This window comes from Marinobacter sp. F4206, from assembly GCF_019392195.1.
Classification (GTDB): Bacteria; Pseudomonadota; Gammaproteobacteria; order Pseudomonadales; family Oleiphilaceae; genus Marinobacter.
Window position 1 is genome coordinate 135294 of the sequence record NZ_JAHXKI010000004.1, and the last position, 16804, is coordinate 152097.

General features: G+C 57.8%; 17 protein-coding genes. 15 read left to right on the forward strand and 2 right to left on the reverse strand.

Features of this window, described 5'->3' with window-relative positions:
• The first annotated feature begins 162 nt into the window (after positions 1 to 162).
• Genes KZO34_RS16595 through queF form a run of 3 tightly spaced genes read left to right on the forward strand, consistent with a single transcriptional unit; the run spans position 163 to position 2716 of the window.
• The gene (locus KZO34_RS16595; RefSeq protein WP_219477971.1) at positions 163 to 1113 is read left to right on the forward strand and encodes an ABC transporter ATP-binding protein; all 951 of its coding nucleotides are present in this window, start codon (positions 163 to 165) and stop codon (positions 1111 to 1113) included.
• Entirely contained in the window at positions 1110 to 1883 is a 774-nt protein-coding gene (locus KZO34_RS16600) for an ABC transporter permease (RefSeq protein ID WP_219477972.1), read from the forward strand. Before KZO34_RS16595 ends, KZO34_RS16600 begins: the two co-directional genes overlap by 4 nt.
• Positions 1884 to 1897: 14 nt before the next feature.
• Positions 1898 to 2716 carry an NADPH-dependent 7-cyano-7-deazaguanine reductase QueF gene (queF, locus tag KZO34_RS16605; RefSeq protein WP_219477973.1) on the forward strand — a complete coding sequence of 273 codons (819 nt, stop codon included), beginning with the start codon at positions 1898 to 1900 and terminating at the stop codon, positions 2714 to 2716.
• Positions 2717 to 2742: 26 nt separating this feature from the next.
• On the opposite strand, the gene KZO34_RS16610 is transcribed toward queF, so the two are convergent.
• Both KZO34_RS16610 and KZO34_RS16615 read right to left on the reverse strand, forming a co-directional pair.
• Positions 2743 to 4182 carry an adenylate/guanylate cyclase domain-containing protein gene (locus KZO34_RS16610; protein ID WP_219477974.1) on the reverse strand — a complete coding sequence of 480 codons (1440 nt, stop codon included), beginning with the start codon at positions 4180 to 4182 and terminating at the stop codon, positions 2743 to 2745.
• Between the two features lies 1 nt (position 4183).
• Positions 4184 to 4495, reverse strand: coding sequence for an Mpo1-like protein (locus KZO34_RS16615; protein WP_219477975.1), 312 nt, complete (start codon positions 4493 to 4495; stop codon positions 4184 to 4186).
• 146 nt (positions 4496 to 4641) lie between these two features.
• Here KZO34_RS16615 and KZO34_RS16620 point away from each other — a divergent pair, with 146 nt between their 5' ends.
• The 12 genes from KZO34_RS16620 (at position 4642) to flgL (ending at position 16754) form a co-directional block, all read left to right on the forward strand.
• Positions 4642 to 5196, forward strand: a complete 555-nt coding sequence (locus KZO34_RS16620; RefSeq protein WP_219477976.1) for a nitroreductase family protein — start codon at positions 4642 to 4644, stop codon at positions 5194 to 5196.
• A gap of 245 nt (positions 5197 to 5441) precedes the next feature.
• Positions 5442 to 5840: a flagellar basal body rod protein FlgB gene (flgB, locus tag KZO34_RS16625; protein ID WP_219477977.1), complete on the forward strand. Its 399-nt coding sequence runs from the start codon at positions 5442 to 5444 to the stop codon at positions 5838 to 5840.
• 34 nt (positions 5841 to 5874) lie between these two features.
• A complete protein-coding gene (flgC, locus tag KZO34_RS16630; RefSeq protein WP_219477978.1) occupies positions 5875 to 6324 on the forward strand; it encodes a flagellar basal body rod protein FlgC in 450 nt (149 codons plus the stop codon).
• Positions 6325 to 6342: 18 nt separating this feature from the next.
• Positions 6343 to 7020 carry a flagellar hook assembly protein FlgD gene (locus KZO34_RS16635; protein WP_219477979.1) on the forward strand — a complete coding sequence of 226 codons (678 nt, stop codon included), beginning with the start codon at positions 6343 to 6345 and terminating at the stop codon, positions 7018 to 7020.
• 27 nt (positions 7021 to 7047) lie between these two features.
• Entirely contained in the window at positions 7048 to 8937 is a 1890-nt protein-coding gene (locus tag KZO34_RS16640) for a flagellar hook protein FlgE (protein WP_219477980.1), read from the forward strand.
• A 75-nt stretch (positions 8938 to 9012) separates the two neighbouring features.
• Positions 9013 to 9765, forward strand: coding sequence for a flagellar basal body rod protein FlgF (locus KZO34_RS16645; protein WP_219477981.1), 753 nt, complete (start codon positions 9013 to 9015; stop codon positions 9763 to 9765).
• 82 nt (positions 9766 to 9847) lie between these two features.
• Positions 9848 to 10636: a flagellar basal-body rod protein FlgG gene (gene flgG / locus KZO34_RS16650; protein WP_219477982.1), complete on the forward strand. Its 789-nt coding sequence runs from the start codon at positions 9848 to 9850 to the stop codon at positions 10634 to 10636.
• Between the two features lie 3 nt (positions 10637 to 10639).
• Complete coding sequence (gene flgH / locus KZO34_RS16655; RefSeq protein WP_219477983.1) at positions 10640 to 11341, forward strand: flagellar basal body L-ring protein FlgH; 702 nt, start codon at positions 10640 to 10642, stop codon at positions 11339 to 11341.
• Positions 11338 to 12435 (forward strand): flagellar basal body P-ring protein FlgI, encoded by a 1098-nt coding sequence (locus tag KZO34_RS16660; protein ID WP_219477984.1) that lies wholly within the window; start codon positions 11338 to 11340, stop codon positions 12433 to 12435. Before flgH ends, KZO34_RS16660 begins: the two co-directional genes overlap by 4 nt.
• Before the next feature lie 8 nt (positions 12436 to 12443).
• Positions 12444 to 13430 carry a flagellar assembly peptidoglycan hydrolase FlgJ gene (gene flgJ, locus KZO34_RS16665; protein WP_219477985.1) on the forward strand — a complete coding sequence of 329 codons (987 nt, stop codon included), beginning with the start codon at positions 12444 to 12446 and terminating at the stop codon, positions 13428 to 13430.
• A gap of 5 nt (positions 13431 to 13435) precedes the next feature.
• The gene (gene flgK, locus KZO34_RS16670) at positions 13436 to 15484 is read left to right on the forward strand and encodes a flagellar hook-associated protein FlgK (RefSeq protein ID WP_219477986.1); all 2049 of its coding nucleotides are present in this window, start codon (positions 13436 to 13438) and stop codon (positions 15482 to 15484) included.
• A gap of 43 nt (positions 15485 to 15527) precedes the next feature.
• Positions 15528 to 16754 carry a flagellar hook-associated protein FlgL gene (gene flgL / locus KZO34_RS16675; RefSeq protein ID WP_219477987.1) on the forward strand — a complete coding sequence of 409 codons (1227 nt, stop codon included), beginning with the start codon at positions 15528 to 15530 and terminating at the stop codon, positions 16752 to 16754.
• Positions 16755 to 16804: the final 50 nt, after the last annotated feature.

Below are 16804 nucleotides of genomic sequence, written 5' to 3' on the forward strand. Positions count from 1 at the left end.
GTTATCGGGATACCTGTCGCAGTTTCTGTCTTTGACCGCGGTTTCCAATTCCCCGTTCGCACCTTGAAAAACCGACAGTTGCCACAATCAATAGCATTCTAAATTTCAGCCCTGGCGAGGCTTCCGATCAGGCCAGGCGTGCTCAAGGTATCAGGATCGTTTATGACCCATGCTCTGGAAATCGAAGGTCTGGTTAAAACCTATGGCGATGGCTTCGAGGCGCTCAAGGGGATAGACCTTCACGTTGCGGAAGGGGATTTTTTCGCGCTCTTGGGGCCCAATGGTGCCGGCAAGTCAACGACTCTTGGTATTGTTTGCTCTTTGGTCAATAAGACCTCTGGCAAGGTCAGGGTGTTTGGGAATGACATTGATACCCAGCTCTCTGACGCCAAGCTCAACCTCGGCGTGGTTCCGCAGGAATTCAATTTCAACCAGTTTGAAAAAGTTTTCGACATCGTGACGACGCAGGCCGGCTACTACGGCATTCCCCTGAAACAGGCGTCGGTGTCGGCGGAGAAATACCTCAAGAAGCTGGGGCTGTGGGACAAGCGTGACACGCCGGCAAGAATGCTGTCCGGGGGTATGAAGCGCCGGCTCATGATCGCCCGTGCGCTGGTTCATGAGCCCCGGCTCCTGATTCTCGATGAGCCGACGGCGGGAGTGGATATTGAGCTCCGGCGCTCAATGTGGACCTTTCTTGAGGAAATGAACCGGCAGGGCACGACCATTATCCTGACGACCCATTACCTGGAGGAAGCGGAAGCGCTTTGCCGGAACATCGCCATCATCGACCATGGCAAGATCCTTAAAAACACCAGCAAGCGCGACCTGCTCCAGGAGTTGAGTGTGGAGACGTTTGTGCTGGATACCGAGCTGCCACTATCGACGGCGCCACAGTTGGATGGGTTTTCGACCCGGCTGGACGGGGAGGGCGCCCTGGAAGTAGACGTTGAGAAAGGTCAGGGCCTGAATCAGGTCTTCGTGCAGCTGGAGCAGCGTGGTATCAAAGTCGTCAGTATGAGAACCAAAGCCAACCGCCTCGAGGAGCTGTTTATTCGTATGGTGGAAGAGAATGCCTCGGAGTCCCGTGACGGACTGGAGGGCGTGGCATGAGGACACAGGCCCTGATCACCGCCTTCAACACCATTGTGGTTCGGGAGATCCGGAGATTCACGCGGATCTGGGCGCAGACCCTGCTTCCGCCCGCAGTCACCATGACGCTCTATTTTATTATCTTCGGGAATCTGATCGGCTCACGCATTGGCCAGATGGGTGGCTTTGACTACATGGCGTTTATTGTCCCCGGCCTGATCATGATGGCGGTCATCACCAATTCATACGCCAACGTGGTCTCTTCATTCTTTTCCATGAAGTTCCAGCGCAGTATCGAGGAATTGCTGGTGTCGCCGGTCCCGAACTGGGTCATCCTGGCGGGCTACGTCTGTGGCGGCATGGCGCGTGGTTTGGGAATCGGTCTGATTGTCACTCTGCTGTCGCTGGCCTTTACCAATCTGTCGATTCACAGTCTGCCCATGATGGTCGTGACCGTGTTCCTGACCTCGGCGCTTTTCGCATTAGGTGGCTTCATCAATGCCATGCTGGCGACCAAGTTTGATGATATTTCCATCGTGCCGACGTTCGTGCTGACGCCGCTGACCTATCTCGGCGGAGTATTCTACAGCATCGATCTCTTGCCGGAGTTCTGGCAAGGGGTGTCTATGGCAAACCCGATTCTGTACATGGTAAACGGCTTCCGTTTCGGTATTCTCGGGGTTTCCGACGTTAATCCGTTTGTTTCTCTTGGTATGATTCTGTTTTTCATTTCCGTGCTTGCCATCATTGCCCTGAAAATGCTGGCGCGCGGGAAGGGCATCCGTCACTGATTCCAGGACTCCTTATGGCGCTACATGACGCACCGCTGGGAAAATCCAGCGAGTACCCCGACCACTACGATCCGGCCCTACTGTTCCCGGTGGCCCGCGAGGAGAACCGTCGCAGGCTGGGCTTGAACGATGGCCGCTGGCCGTGGTTTGGAGAGGATCTCTGGCAGGCCTGGGAGGTGTCCTGGTTGCGCCATAGCGGGGTGCCAGCGGTGGCGTGGGCCGAAATCCGGTTTCCCGCAGCGTCCCCATCGATCATCGAGTCCAAGTCCCTGAAGCTGTACCTGAATTCGTTCAACCAGACGGTGTTCTCCTCGATGGAGCAGGTCGCCGAGACCATGGCCGAGGACCTGTCCAGCGCCTGCGGTGCTGCTGTTCAGGTTGATATAAAGAGCGTGGACGAATCAGGTGAGGCCGTCGGACGTCCACCGGGCCATGAACTGATTGATGACGAGCCAGTCACGGAGCCGACCTACGAGTATTCGCCCGAGGTGCTTGCAGCCAGTGGTGAGGTTGTCACAGAGAGTCTGTGCTCGCATTTGCTGAAAAGTAACTGCCCGGTGACCGGCCAGCCTGACTGGGCCACGCTGATGGTGACTTACACGGGGCCGAAGATCGTTCGCAGCGCGTTGCTGAAGTACGTGGTGGGGTTCCGCCAGAAACAGGATTTCCATGAACATTGCGTGGAGACCGTGTTTACCGACCTGATGGCACGGTGTCAGCCGGAACGGCTAACCGTGTGCGCGCGCTACACCCGCCGGGGCGGGCTCGACATTAATCCGTGGCGGGGTACCGAACCTGATCAAACGCCCACGCCGAGATTGGTCCGACAGTAAGTGATCCTCTCGAGGTCGCCCCTGGTTCAGGAGGCGTCCTCTTCTTGCCGAAGGCGGTCTGCGGCATCTTCCAGGGCCGCCAGGATGGACTCACGTTCTTTCTCGGTGATCTTGTCAGAATCCAGGTACATGGCAAAGCCACTGTGTTCGTGCTCGAGGAAGCTTCGATTGGGGCCCATGTCCCGGCGGAAATCGACCACTTCGTAAATAGGAACCGGCTTGCCGAAACCCTTTACCGTTATTTCGCCTTTGTCCCGGCACATGATCCTGTCTTTGATCAGAGAGAAGGTCTCGTAGGACACGAGAATTTCCCCCGCTTCCGCCAGCGACTCCAGCCGACTGGCCAGGTTCACTTCCTTGCCGATAATCGTGTAATCCATACGGTTCTCAGCCCCGAAGTTACCAACGGTTGTGTAACCGGTACTGATGCCCATGCGGATTTCCAGGGGCGTTTTAATGCCCTGGCTGCGCCATTTCTGACGCATGATCTTCATGTGCTTTCGCATCTCGATTGCCATGGAGACACAGGCAAAGGCATCTTCGCGCTGGCCCCGGCTGGTGGGGTCGCCAAAGAACACCATGATGGAATCGCCCACAAACTTGTCGATGGTTCCGCCGTACTTGAGGGCGACTTCAGACATTTCGTTGAAGTAGTGGTTAAGCAGTTCGGTCAGGGCTTCTGGTTCCATTTCCTCCGACAGCTCGGTGAAGCCCTTGATATCGGAAAAGAACACCGCCAGTTTCTTGCGTTGTGTCTCCAGGCGGACATCCCGTTCGCCGGTAAAGATCGATTGCCAAACCTGAGGTGAAAGGTATTTGGAGAGCTTGTGGGACAGCGCAATGGACTGTTCCCGCTGGTTCTGGATCTGCGATTTCGCGAGCATGAGCGCCCGAGCCTGCTGGTGGGAATAGTAAGCGGTGACACAGATGTAGAGTCCGGTCGCGGAGATTGACAGAATGCTGGTCAACAGAGGCGAGCGGAGTGTTTCAGCGGGGCCAACGACAGCCACGGACGCGGCGACCGCGGCGGCCATGAATATCGTTCCGAATAGCCATTGCCTGATTCCGCCAACGATCAGGCAGCTGAACATCAACATCAGGACAACCGAGACTGACGGAATCGCGACCAGGCCAATACAGCCGATAAAACCGCCACCAACCATGCAGTCAAAAGTCAGCATCTTCTGACGGATTCGGGGAGAGTGTCGGAGCAGCGTGCGCCGGGTCAACATGTGAGCGACATGAGGCCAGGTGAGCGCGCCCGCCACCAGCCATAGCAGCCATTGATGGAAGGCGCCCTGCAACACCCCCGTCACAATAATGGCAGCCGTAGTGGTATAGGCAAGAATGCGGCCGTTGTAATCCGGCATCGGTGGAATGGCAACGGGATTATTGGGATGATCAAGGGTCAATGCTTTGCCAGCGCTGTTGCTGGCATTACGCAGATCTGCCGGTGCACTCATCATGTTAGAAACGGATCCGGCCAATGAGCATATCTCTGAACATGACCCAGTCGCCCATCAGGCTGTAGACGGGGTATTTGAAGGTTGCCGGCCGGTTCTTCTCGAATTTGAAATGACCAACCCATGCGAAACCGTAGCCGATGACAGGGAGTAGCAATAGCCAGGTCAGCTTTCCGGAGGTGATGGCCCATACCGCCACAATCAGCACCAGCAAACTGCCCGCGAAATGCAGCCGACGGCAGGTCGCATCGCTGTGCTCTTCGAGGTAGTAGGGATAGAATTCTGCAAAGTTGCTAAAAGTTCGTTGGTCACTCATGGTGCTGCTACCAAGTCGTTTATAATTTTTAGGTAGACCGGACTACGACTAAAGGTTAACAGTATTACGTATAACCCACAATTAACCGAATCGACGTAAACGGTCTCAAATCCTCCCGTCGATCATCCATCCGATAGTGAGACGATATGACTGCAGTCAGCGAATTTCTGCTCAACCGGACGTCCGAACCCAGGCTTGAGGCACCGGCGCCGGATTCCGATTCTCTCGCCCGTGCCTTCGCCTGCGCTGCCCGGGCCCCCGACCATGCCCTGTTGCGGCCGTGGCGCTACCTCGTCATTGAGGGTGAGGGCCTGAAAGCGTTGGGGGACCTCTTCGCATCAACCTGTGCCAACAACAGCGACGAGCAGGAGATCGAGAAGTTGCGTCGGGCGCCGCTCCGGGCTCCGATGATCATCGTTGGGATCGCGTCGCCAACAGCCCATCCCAAGGTTCCGGAAGTCGAGCAGGTTATGTCGGCTGCAGCTGGCATGAGCTTCCTGGAGCTGGCACTGCAGGAGGCCGGATTCGGTGTTATGTGGCGTACTGGCAGTGTCGCTTATCACTCGGCCGTCCATCAGGGGCTTGGATTGAAAGAAGGCGAATCGATCGTTGGCTTTCTCTACGCCGGGACGGTGTCTTCGGAAAAACCCCGGGTTCCCCGGCCAGAGATGCACGACTATGTCCAGCACTGGCCTTCCTGAATGACATGACGTTCTCCCTCCCTGCAGGCCCGATCCTTGGTCTGGGGGAGGGGAAACCGCTTGCCGCTTTTCCCCGGTTTCATTGAATTTCCGCCCCGTCCCTTCCCCCATCAATTGACCCCAGGGCCCGCGCAGACAGCGATTCAGAGGGGTTTTCAAACTTTGGCATTGGCCTTGCTTTAATCCCATCAGAGAGCAAATTCGGCAAAGCAGGCCGGCATGCGGGGGCAGTTTTGGGAGGCAGTATGGCGATTTCGTTTGATAATGCGCTTGGTATCCACCAGCAAGCACTGGAGGCCCGGGTCAAACGGGCGGAAGTCCTGGCGAACAACATGGCAAACGCCGATACCCCGGGATTCAAGGCCCGTGATATGGATTTCCAGGCAGTGATGCAGCGGGCACGGCAGGCTGCCTCTGGCTTTGAAATGGCCAAGACTGACGCTGGGCATATGGATACTTCCAGTGGTTCCGCCGACAGCGAGTTGCTCTATCGAACACCACACCAGCCGTCAGTGGACGGCAACACGGTGGATGCACAGCAGGAACAAACCCGGTTCATGCGCAATGCCATGGATTACCAGGCCAGTTTCCAGTTTCTGAGCAGTAAATTTTCCGGTCTGACCAAGGCCATCAAGGGCGAGTAAGCCGCAGCGACGCGAGTAGCAAAGGAGAGTTTTCATGTCATTAGGCAGCATTTTTGACATCGCCGGTTCCGGCATGACTGCGCAATCACTGCGGCTGAATACGACGGCATCCAACATTGCCAATGCGGAGACGGCCAGCTCCAGCACCGAGACAACCTATCGGGCCCGAAAGCCCGTGTTTGCGGCCATCCACCAGTCGATGCTCAATCCCGACAATCAGGGCCTGGCCTTTTCCAGCGAGCAGGGTCCCGGGGCAGGGGTTCGCGTTGAGGGGGTTGTCGAGAGTCAGGCAGATCTCCAGATGCGGTATCAGCCTGAGCATCCGGCAGCGAATGAAGACGGTTACGTGTTCTATCCGAACGTCAATGTGGTGGAGGAGATGGCCGACATGATGTCGTCATCCCGCAGTTACCAGATGAACGTGGACATCATGAACACCGCCAAATCCATGATGCAGCGAATCCTGACCCTCGGTCAGCAGTAATCCGGAGAGGAGTAAGCAATGAGCGCAATTAACGCAACAGACGCTTCGGATGTTCTGAGCCAGTACCAGCTGAAACAGCAGGGTGGCGCCGATGGCAACAGCGAGCTGGGCAGAAACGAGTTCATGGAGCTGATGCTGGCCCAGTTGAAGAATCAGAATCCGCTGGAGCCCCAGGATAACGGCGAGTTTATCTCACAGCTTGCCCAGTTCAGCTCGCTGGAAGAGATGCAGAAACTGTCGGGTACCGTCGATGACGTGGTTGGGCAATTCCGGTCGACCCAGGCTCTGCAAGCGTCAGCTATGGTCGGCAAGACCGTGTTGGCGCCGTCCAGTGTCGGCATTCTTGGTGCGGACGGTGAAATCAGCGGCACGATCGCCGTGCCGGCCTCGACCGGTGGCATGCGTTTGTCAGTGCAGAATCAGGCCGGCGAACTGGTTCGTCAGATTGATCTGGGCAGCAGCCCGGCCGGCATGAAGTCGTTCAGCTGGGATGGCCAGGACGGCAACGGCAATCCATTGCCGCCAGGCCCCTACCGGATTGTGGCGGAAGCTTCCTACCCGGGCGGGACGCAACAGCTGGGGACCATGGTGAGCGCCAATGTGGACAGCGTTTCGCTGGGCCAGAACGGCTCCATTACATTGAATCTGGCAGGCATGGGTTCAATTGCCCTGTCCGACGTAAAACAAATCAACTGATACCGGTGTCAGACCAAGGGGTGATTTATGGCATTTAACACAGGGCTTAGCGGCCTTCGGGCTGCATCGGTGGATCTGGATGTCACCGGTAACAACATTGCCAACGCAAGTACCGTTGGTTTCAAGGGCAGCAGCGTTCAGTTCGGTGACCTCTACGCTAGCGGCTTTCTGAGTGGGGGTTCCAACCCGATTGGCGACGGTGTTCGCGTTCAGGACGTCAAGCAATCGTTCGGGCAGGGCAACATCAGCTTCACCGACAATGGCCTGGACATGGCCATCAGTGGCGATGGCTTCTTCATCCTCAACAATGGCGGTGAGATTCGCTACTCACGGGCGGGCCAGTTCGGTATCGACAAGGACGGTTTCGTTACCAACAACCAGAACATGCGGGTTCAGGGTTACACCGCAGATGGTGACGGCAATCTGTCCGGTATCCGAGGCGATCTCCAGATTGAAACGGACAACCTGGCGCCACGCCGCACCACGAACCTGACGACGGATCTGAACCTGGATTCCCGAGAGCCGGTTCTGGAGAACCGGGTAAGGGACATCGGCCCCCTTGGTGTCGCGGGTATTCGGGGCGAAAGCTTCTCGGTGCAATATACTGATGGTTCGCCGGATTACGCGGTATCGATCGATCCGACCGCATCAGCCAGGGAGGCGGCAGCCACTCTCAACGGTGTGCCTGGATTCAATGCTTCGGCGACCACCACCGCCCAGCTCAATGGCCTGACCGATGCCTTCATCTCCGGCGGAACCTTTTCGTTCAATCTGAACATCAACGGCAGCCCGCTGACCCTGGATACCAGCAGTATCTCCTCCCTGCAGGATCTTGCCGATGCCATCAATAATTCCAGTGAGACGGCCATTTCCGCCTCGGTCGTGGACGACGGCTCCGGCACCGGTACCAACGTATTGCGGGTAATCCACAATCAGGGTGAGACCCTTGATTACACCTACAGCGACGGCACCACGACCGTGGGGCCAACCCAGGTCCTCGGGGATGTGAATGTGACGGCGGACCGCGTTGTTGCCGGCCTTGATGACCCGGCTGACGGCAATTTCGAGACCGCCTTCAACGGATCACCGATCCGGATCACCAACGAATTCAACCCGTTGGATCAGCGCACCTACAACCATGCGACGTCGGCGACCATCTATGACAGCCTCGGCAACTCTCACGAGATTACCCAGTTCTTTGTGAAAGAGCCGTCACCGGGTAACGGCGTGGGGATTAGTGAGTGGTCCGTCTACTTGCAGATTGACGGTGAAATGGTTGCAGGCACGGATACCACGCCCTACACAGCCCGTTTTGATCAGGATGGCAATCTGCAATCCGTGAATGGCGACCCGGCTGGTGAAATCGTGGTGAGTGATTGGATCCCGAAAGATCAGAACGGCCAGCCCAATGGCGCTGACGGTCCTCCGGCACCAGGCACTCAGGTTGTCACGCCCATTCCGGAGCCACCGACCTCGTCCGCGTTTGTGATTGATGTCGGAGGCACTACCCAGTATGGCGCGGCCTTCGGGGTGAATGACCAGCAGCAGAATGGTTACACTACCGGCCGCTTGTCGGGGCTGGATGTTTCGGATCAGGGGGTTCTTTTTGCCCGCTATACCAACGGCCAATCCCAGGCGCTGGGGCAGGTAGCGCTTGCATCATTCAATAACACCAACGGGTTGTCCCCGGTCGGGGAAACCACCTGGGTAGAGACGTTCGAATCGGGACAGCCGATCATCGGTGCGCCGGATACCGGAACCCTGGGTTCCATCACGGCAAGCTCGGTGGAGGAATCGAACGTGGATCTGTCGGCGGAACTGGTTAACCTGATCATCGCCCAGCGTAATTATCAGGCCAACGCCAAGACGATCGAAACCTCCGATGCGGTCACCCAGACCATCATCAACCTTCGCTAATCCCAAGTAAGATAAACATGGCACAACTCCTGCAGGAAGACTGGAAACAGTCAAAATTCCGGCAGGAGTTTTCCTATGGACAAAGCCCTCTACATCGGTATGTCAGGTGCCAAGCAGAATATGCTGGCCCAGCGTGCCCATGCCAACAACCTGGCTAACGTCAGCACCACCGGCTTCAAGAAGGACTTCGCCCAGGCCCGCAGCATGGCGGTGTTCGGCGAACATCATCCTACCCGGGCCTATGCCATGACCGAGCGCCCCGGTACTGATCTGTCCGCTGGCGCGCTCATGGAAACCGGCCGGAAACTCGATGTAGCCCTGGAAGGGGAAGGCTGGCTGGCGATTCAGAATGATCGTGGCGAAGAGGTCTTCACCCGAACCGGAAGTCTTCAGATCGATGTCAACGGTCTTATGCGTCTGCCGGGCGGTGAACTTGTCCTGGGTAATGGTGGCCCGGTGGCGCTGCCTCCTTTCGATAATGTTCAGATCGGTGCTGATGGCACGGTGTCGGTGGTGCCGGTTGGTGGCGCTCCGGATGAGCTGGTGGAAGTGGACCGGCTGAAGCTGGTGAATCCGCCCTCTGATGCCCTGGAAAAGGGACTTGATGGTTTCATGCGGCGCAAGCCTGATCAGGCCATTGGTGGCGTGGAACCGCCGGATGCCAATCTCCGGGTGGCCACCGGCTTCCTGGAAAGCTCAAACGTGAACGCCGTTGAGGAAATGATTTCCAACCTTCAACTCTCCCGGCAATACGAGATGCAGGTGAAGGTAATGACCACGGCCAATGAAAATTCCGAAGCGGCGGCACGGCTGTTGCAGAACCTCTGATAACAACTGAATACATTGGCCTGACGGGCTGAAAGCGGCAAAAAATGGCCGCACAGTCAGCCCCCGGCAAGGAGTAAGAATCATGCATCCAGCACTTTGGGTCAGCAAAACCGGGTTGAGCGCGCAGGACACCAACATGTCCACCATTTCCAACAACCTGGCGAACGTGAACACCACTGGCTTCAAGCGGGACCGGGCGGTATTCCAGGATCTGCTGTATCAGATCAACCGGCAACCCGGTGGCCTGAGCACCCAGAACTCCGAGCTGCCTTCGGGGCTGCAGTTGGGCACGGGTGTCCGGGTGGTTGGTACGGCAAAACAGTTTTCCCAAGGCAACCTTCAGGTTACCGAACAGCCCCTGGATATGGCGGTGAATGGTCGGGGCTTCTTCCAGGTCCAGCTGCCGGACGGGCAGGTGGCTTACACCCGGGACGGCCAGTTCCAGCTTAACGCCGATGGCGATGTCGTGAATCCGGACGGGTACGCGCTGGAGCCTGCTATTACGGTTCCGGAGAACGCCACCACCATTACCATTGGCAAGGACGGGACGGTGACGGCCGTGACCGATGACCAGGCCGCTCCGGTGAATCTGGGTCAGGTTACGCTGGTGGACTTCGTCAACCCGCAGGGCCTGCAGGCGATCGGTAACAACCTGTTCAAGGCAACCAATGCCAGCGGTGATCCCGCGGAGGGCGAGCCCGGGCTCGCCGGACTGGGCACCGTTGAGCAGGGCTCCGTGGAAGCCTCCAACGTGGAAGTGGTGGAAGAGCTGGTCAACATGATCACGACCCAACGCGCCTACGAGATGAATTCGAAGGTCGTATCCACCACCGACCAGATGCTGCAGTTCATCACCAACAATATCGGTTAAGCCATGAAACGCATCATTCCAACCCGCATGTTCAAAGGGGCACCGACACTGATTCTGGTTGGTGTGCTGATTGTGCTGCAGGGGTGCACGGCCATGAGCCGGCCCCAGGCAGTGCCGGACGATCCCGAGTTCGCGCCGGTTCGTGCTCAGGCAATGATGCAGCGGGACCCGGAGTCCGGAGCGATTTTCCAGAACTCCCGGAACTACAATTTCTACGGCGACACCACGGCCTTGAACGTAGGCGATGTGCTGACCATTACCCTTGAAGAGTCAACGCGTGCGAGCAAGAACGCGGAAACCAGCATTAGCAAGGATAACGAGGTCAGCCTGCCCGAGCCGACCATCTTCGGAAAGAGCAATATCGGACTGGATACCGCACTGAATCATGAGCGGGATTTCGAGGGCGCGGCGGAAGCGGATCAGAGCAACAGCCTGGCCGGTAACATCACGGTCACGGTGACCGAGGTTCTGCCCAACGGTGTGCTGCGTATTCGCGGTGAGAAATGGTTGTCCCTGACCAACGGGGATGAGTACATCCGGCTGACCGGATTGGTCCGGCCTGAGGACATCCAGCCCGACAATACCGTCGCTTCCAACCGTATCGCGGATGCCAGGATTGCCTATGGCGGTACCGGTGATTTCGACCAGGCGAATCAGATGGGCTGGCTGGCCCGCTTCTTCAACAGTGAGTGGTGGCCATTATGAGTCTGAAAAAATTCCTGGCCGCAACGCTGATGCTGTCGCTCTTTGCCGCGCCGGTGCTGGCGGATCGTCTCAAGGACCTGGCCCGAATCAAGGGCGTGCGTAACAACCAGCTGGTGGGTTATGGCCTGGTAGTGGGACTTGATGGTACCGGTGACAAAGCGCCGTTCACCAACCAGACCTTCCGCAACATGATGAATCAGTTCGGCGTGACCTTGCCGGAGGGTGTAAATCCCAACCTCAAGAATGTGGCTGCCGTTACCGTCAGCGCGACCTTGCCGCCGTTTGCCAAGCCGGGGCAGGAGCTGGACATCACGGTATCGTCGATTGGCAACGCCGAAAGTCTGCGGGGCGGCACCTTGTTGATGACGCCGCTGAAGGGCGCGGATGACAACATCTATGCCATGGCCCAGGGCAGCCTCGTGGTTGGTGGTTTCGGGGCTCAGGGACAGGACGGTTCACGTATCACCGTTAATATTCCGAGTGTGGGCCGCATTCCGAACGGGGCGACCATTGAACGGGAGGTGATCTCGCCGTTTTCCAAGGGCGACACCATTACTTTCCATCTGTTGCGCCCGGACTTCACCACGGCGCGCCGGGTGGTGGAAGCCGTCAACGGTCATCTGGGGCCGGACATGGCCTATGCCCATGACGCCACGTCCATTTCGGTTCGTGCACCGAGGGATCCGTCCCAGCGAGTGAGCTTCCTGTCCATCCTCGAGAACATCAACGTGGATCCCGCTCAGGATGCCGCCAAGGTGGTCATTAACAGCCGGACCGGAACCATTGTGGTCGGCCAGAATGTTCAGGTCAGCCCTGCGGCGGTGACCCACGGCAACCTGACCGTCACAATTCAGGAAAACCCGAATGTGGTCCAGCCAAACCCCTTTGCCGGTGGCGAAACCGCACTTGAGCAGGACAGCCAGATCGCCATCACCGAGGAACCGGCCCGGATGTTCAAGTTCGGACCGGCGGTCACGCTGAACGACATCGTCCAGGCCGTGAATCAGGTCGGTGCGGCACCGGGTGACGTCATGGCGGTACTGGAAGCGCTCAAACAGGCCGGTGCCCTTCGCGCCGAGCTGATCGTGATCTAGGTGGCGTGATGCAGGACTATCAGGTTAAACAGGCCCAGGTTTATACCGATTTCAGCGGATTGAATGCCCTGAAATCCCAGGCGCGTACCGACAAGCAGGCGGCTTTGGAAGAAGTGGCGCGCCAGTTCGAGAGCCTGTTTCTGTCTGAGATGCTGAAATCGATGCGCAAGGCCGGAGACGTCTTTGCCGAGGGTAATTACCTTAACAGCAGCCAGTCCGAATTCTATCGGGACATGTTCGACAGCCAGTTGAGTCTGACCATGGCGAAGGGTCAGGGAACGGGACTTGCCGAGGCGCTGGTTCGCCAGCTGGGGCAGCAAGCGCCGGGGCTGGATAGCCAGGGCGGCAGGCTGGCCGGACACAAGGCGAGCCTCGCCGATTACGATCGCAGTCTGCCGGCCTTGTCTGCTCGACTCCCGGAGCAGCTCGAAAAGGTGGAGACGGTGGCCCAAGAGGCGTTGCCGGCACCGGTGCCTGATAAACGGGCGTTGCCCGAGCAATTCGATTCCCCGGAACACTTCGTACGCGAACTGCTGCCGGTGGCTGAACGCATCGCCCGTGATTCCGGCATCGATCCGAAGCTGATGGTGGCTCAGGCCGCACTCGAAACCGGATGGGGCCGCCACATGATTAAAGGGGACGACAGCAAGCCGAGTTTCAACCTGTTCGGTATCAAGGCCGATACTCGCTGGCAGGGTGATGCGGTAACCATCACCACCACAGAGTACCGGGAAGGATTGCCGCTCAAAGAGCAGGCGGATTTCCGGGCCTACCCGGATTACGAATCGAGCTTTCGGGACTACGTCTCTTTCCTGGAGTCTAATCCGCGCTACCGCGACGTTCTCTCCGTTGCCGACGAACCGGAGGTTTTCGCTGACAAGCTCCAGGAAGCCGGTTACGCAACCGACCCCAACTACGGTGAAAAGATCCGCCGGATCATGAACCGTGATTCACTGATGACGCTGTCCATGGGCAGTGAAGGGATGAAGGAGTAACTGCAATGGCGGGACTGATCGGTATTGGTCTGAGCGGTATCCTGAGTCATCAGTCGGCTCTGAATACCACTGGCAACAACATCACCAACGCAAACACGCCGGGGTACAGCCGCCAGGAAGTGCTTTTTGAGACCCAGGAAGGTCAGCGCACCGGCGCCGGAACCGTTGGCAGCGGCGTCAGTATCTCCGATATCCGTCGTCTGGCGGATGAATACCTGGTTCAGCAGGTTCGTGAAGACAGCACCCTGTTTAGCGAGCAGGAAACCCTGAACTCGGAACTCACGCGGTTGGATAACCTGCTCGGTGGCGAGTCCACCGGGCTGAGCAATGCTCTGAACAATTTCTTTGCGGCCCTTCAGAACGCTGCGGAAGATCCGACGTCATTGCCGCAGCGCCAGCTGGTGCTGAGCGAGGCTCAGCAAATCGTCAATCGATTCCAGGCCCTGAACCAGGAATTTATTCAGCAGCGCGAATCGGTCAAAACCCAGATGGAGCAGGGGGTCAAGGATGCCAACACCCTGCTCAAGAGTATTGCGGAACTGAACCTCGCCATTTCCGAATCACCGGGTATCGCCCAGGGCCAGATGCCCAACGAACTGCTGGATAAACGCGACGAAAAGCTCAGGCAGCTTTCGGAGCTGGTCAACATCAAGGTCACCGAAGGTGAGGGCAGTCAGGTCAACGTTTCACTGACCAACGGCCTTTCTCTGGTGGTTGGCAGCAATGCGGCCCAGCTCGGGACCGAGGAAAGTGCCGAGGACCCGACCCGGCTGTCCTTCACGCTGTCCAATGGCGGTCGCACGCTCAATATTGATGAGCAGATTACCGGCGGTAAGCTTGGGGGATTGCGTCGTTTTGATAACGAAGCGCTGAAACCGGCGTTCGACGAACTCGGGCGTATCGCGATCGCCCTGTCGGCGGCGATGAATCACCAGCATGAGATCGGGATGGACCTCGAAGGCGATCTCGGCGGTCTGTTCTTCACTGACATCAATTCGCTGGAAGCCCAGCGCAGCCGGGTTGTTGCCAATGCCAACAACCAGTCACCCCAGACGGGCCAGCTGGCGGTAGAGATCACCGACAGTTCGGCGCTGGCAGCGGGCACCTATACCCTCCAGTTCAGTGGCGATGGTCGCAGTTATGAGTTGATCGACAAGGCAACCGGCGAGACCGTGAACCAGGGCCGTCTGCCGGATCCTGTTCAATCTGAAATCTCCATGCCCGGATTCAATATCCGGGTGGAAGGCGGCACCTTCAATCCGGGTGATAAATACCTCATCCAGCCCACCAGGAACGCTGCGGAGAGCATTGGCCTTGAGGTCGACCGCGAAGAGGATCTGGCCTTCGCGAGCCCGATCCGGGCCGAGGCTGGCGACGAGAACATCGGTACCGGTGCGATTGATCAGGGCACTATGCTCAATGTGCGGAACCCGTTCACCAATTCGGTGTTGCCAGAGTTCTCCCAGCAGGGGCAATTGTCGCCCCCGCTGGAAATACGTTTTCGGGACGACGCCGGAACCCTGGTTTATGACGTCTACGATGCGTCCAGTGGTGCCATCCTGGAGGCGGGCGATGCCGCCGCCGTCCCTCCGGTGAACACCTTTACACCGGGCGTATCCAACAAACTCTTCCCGGAAGACCCGTCAGATCCGGACTATCGGGGATTTCAGTTCGAGGTGAACGGCGAACCGGCACCCGGTGACAGCTTCGTGATCGGGTATAACAGCAACGGCGTTTCCGATAACCGGAATGCGGAATTCCTGGCGGCCCTTGGCACAGCGAACACCATGAACAATGGCAGTCAGAGCTTTGCCGAGGGGTATGCTGGCCTGGTGGAGGATGTGGGCGTCAAGACGCGCCAAAGTCAGCTTGATATGGACGCGGGCAAGACCCTTCTGGAGCAATCTACCAATCAGCGGGAATCCGTTTCCGGCGTTAATCTCGACGAAGAAGCCGGCAAACTGATTCAGTATCAGGCCGCCTACAATGCCTCTGCCCAGGTGATGTCGGTGGCGCAGGATTTGTTCAATACGCTGTTACAGAGTTTCCGGTAATGGAACTGGTAACGGTCACAATGGCAGCGTGAGGTGATAAGAGATGATGCGGATTTCATCGCAGCAGATTTTTTCCGGCGGGATCAGCCGTCTTCAGGAGCTGAACAGCAGCCTGAACAACACCCAGCAGCAGATCTCCACCGGTAAGCGGGTCAACATGCCGTCGGATGATCCCGTAGCGGCCGCCCGGATTCTGAAGCTGGATCAGGAGCTGTCCCGGGTGGAGACCTATCAGCGCAACGTAAACCTGGCGGATAACCGCCTGAACCAGGAAGAAAGCGCGCTGGAAAGTTCCATCGATATCATTCAGCGGGTCAGGGAGCTGGCTGTCCAGGCGGGCAACGGTTCCCTCTCGGCCAATGATCGCCAATCCATTTCGTCCGAACTCAAGGAGCGTCTGGACCAGTTAGCCGACGTGGCAAACACCCGCGATCCCTCCGGCGAGTATATTTTCAGTGGTTTCCAGGGAACCAGGCAGGCGTTCGTTCAGGGCGCAGACGGCAGTTGGCAGTATCAGGGTGATGAGGGCCAGCGGGTCCTGGAGATTGACGACGGCGTCACGGTGCCAATCAGCGATCACGGTAAGGGTATTTTCGTGACCGTACCCAAGGCCATTACCGGGGTTGAAGCCGCAGGTAACAGTCCGGGTTCCTATATCTCGGGCGTTGAGCTGGCGGACGAAGATGCCTTGCAGAGCGCGTTTGGTGGAGCGGTTCCCAACGATATCCAACTGACGGTGAATGCGGCCGGCGAAGTGGTTGCCGAAAACCGGAATACCGTGCCGGCGACCGCACTGGCGACAAACCCGTCTCCTGCCGTACTCGGAGAGGAGTTCGAGGTGGCCGGCATCCGCGCGACGGTTAATGATGCGGTAACCGGCGATGAGTTCACCCTGGCTATCAGTGACAAACAGTCTGTCTTCAAGACCATCGAGAACCTGATCGCCGGCCTGGACTCGCTGGGCAAGGATACGGCCAAGAGTACCGCTCAGTACGATACCCTGATTGCCGATTCCCTGAACAACCTCGACAACGCCCAGGAAAGTATCGTTCTCAAGCAGACGGAATTGGGTGGGCGGATGAATGCGGTGGAGTCCACCAAGAATTTTCTCGAAGATTCATCGGTGTATACCAACGAGATCCGGTCGGAATTGCAGGATGTGGACTACGCCGAGGCCATCAGTAATCTGAGCTTCCAGAGTTTTGTCCTGCAGGCGGCGCAACAGTCCTTTGCGCAGGTGTCGCAGTTGTCCTTGTTCGACAGACTCTAAATAATTGAACCAGCGGGCAGATCTGCCTGCTGGTCTTGTTGATTTCGCGG

Excerpts from the sequence above, each read along its gene's own strand:
- queF (WP_219477973.1), top strand. The coding sequence starts at position 1,898 with ATGGCGCTACATGACGCACCGCTGGGAAAATCCAGCGAGTACCCCGAC.
- flgH (WP_219477983.1), top strand. The coding sequence starts at position 10,640 with ATGAAACGCATCATTCCAACCCGCATGTTCAAAGGGGCACCGACACTG.
- KZO34_RS16660 (WP_219477984.1), top strand. The coding sequence starts at position 11,338 with ATGAGTCTGAAAAAATTCCTGGCCGCAACGCTGATGCTGTCGCTCTTT.
- KZO34_RS16635 (WP_219477979.1), top strand. The coding sequence starts at position 6,343 with ATGAGCGCAATTAACGCAACAGACGCTTCGGATGTTCTGAGCCAGTAC.
- flgG (WP_219477982.1), top strand. The coding sequence starts at position 9,848 with ATGCATCCAGCACTTTGGGTCAGCAAAACCGGGTTGAGCGCGCAGGAC.
- KZO34_RS16645 (WP_219477981.1), top strand. The coding sequence starts at position 9,013 with ATGGACAAAGCCCTCTACATCGGTATGTCAGGTGCCAAGCAGAATATG.
- KZO34_RS16620 (WP_219477976.1), top strand. The coding sequence starts at position 4,642 with ATGACTGCAGTCAGCGAATTTCTGCTCAACCGGACGTCCGAACCCAGG.
- KZO34_RS16615 (WP_219477975.1), bottom strand. The coding sequence starts at position 4,495 with ATGAGTGACCAACGAACTTTTAGCAACTTTGCAGAATTCTATCCCTAC.
- flgJ (WP_219477985.1), top strand. The coding sequence starts at position 12,444 with ATGCAGGACTATCAGGTTAAACAGGCCCAGGTTTATACCGATTTCAGC.
- flgK (WP_219477986.1), top strand. The coding sequence starts at position 13,436 with ATGGCGGGACTGATCGGTATTGGTCTGAGCGGTATCCTGAGTCATCAG.
- flgL (WP_219477987.1), top strand. The coding sequence starts at position 15,528 with ATGATGCGGATTTCATCGCAGCAGATTTTTTCCGGCGGGATCAGCCGT.
- KZO34_RS16595 (WP_219477971.1), top strand. The coding sequence starts at position 163 with ATGACCCATGCTCTGGAAATCGAAGGTCTGGTTAAAACCTATGGCGAT.
- KZO34_RS16600 (WP_219477972.1), top strand. The coding sequence starts at position 1,110 with ATGAGGACACAGGCCCTGATCACCGCCTTCAACACCATTGTGGTTCGG.
- KZO34_RS16610 (WP_219477974.1), bottom strand. The coding sequence starts at position 4,182 with ATGATGAGTGCACCGGCAGATCTGCGTAATGCCAGCAACAGCGCTGGC.
- KZO34_RS16640 (WP_219477980.1), top strand. The coding sequence starts at position 7,048 with ATGGCATTTAACACAGGGCTTAGCGGCCTTCGGGCTGCATCGGTGGAT.
- flgB (WP_219477977.1), top strand. The coding sequence starts at position 5,442 with ATGGCGATTTCGTTTGATAATGCGCTTGGTATCCACCAGCAAGCACTG.
- flgC (WP_219477978.1), top strand. The coding sequence starts at position 5,875 with ATGTCATTAGGCAGCATTTTTGACATCGCCGGTTCCGGCATGACTGCG.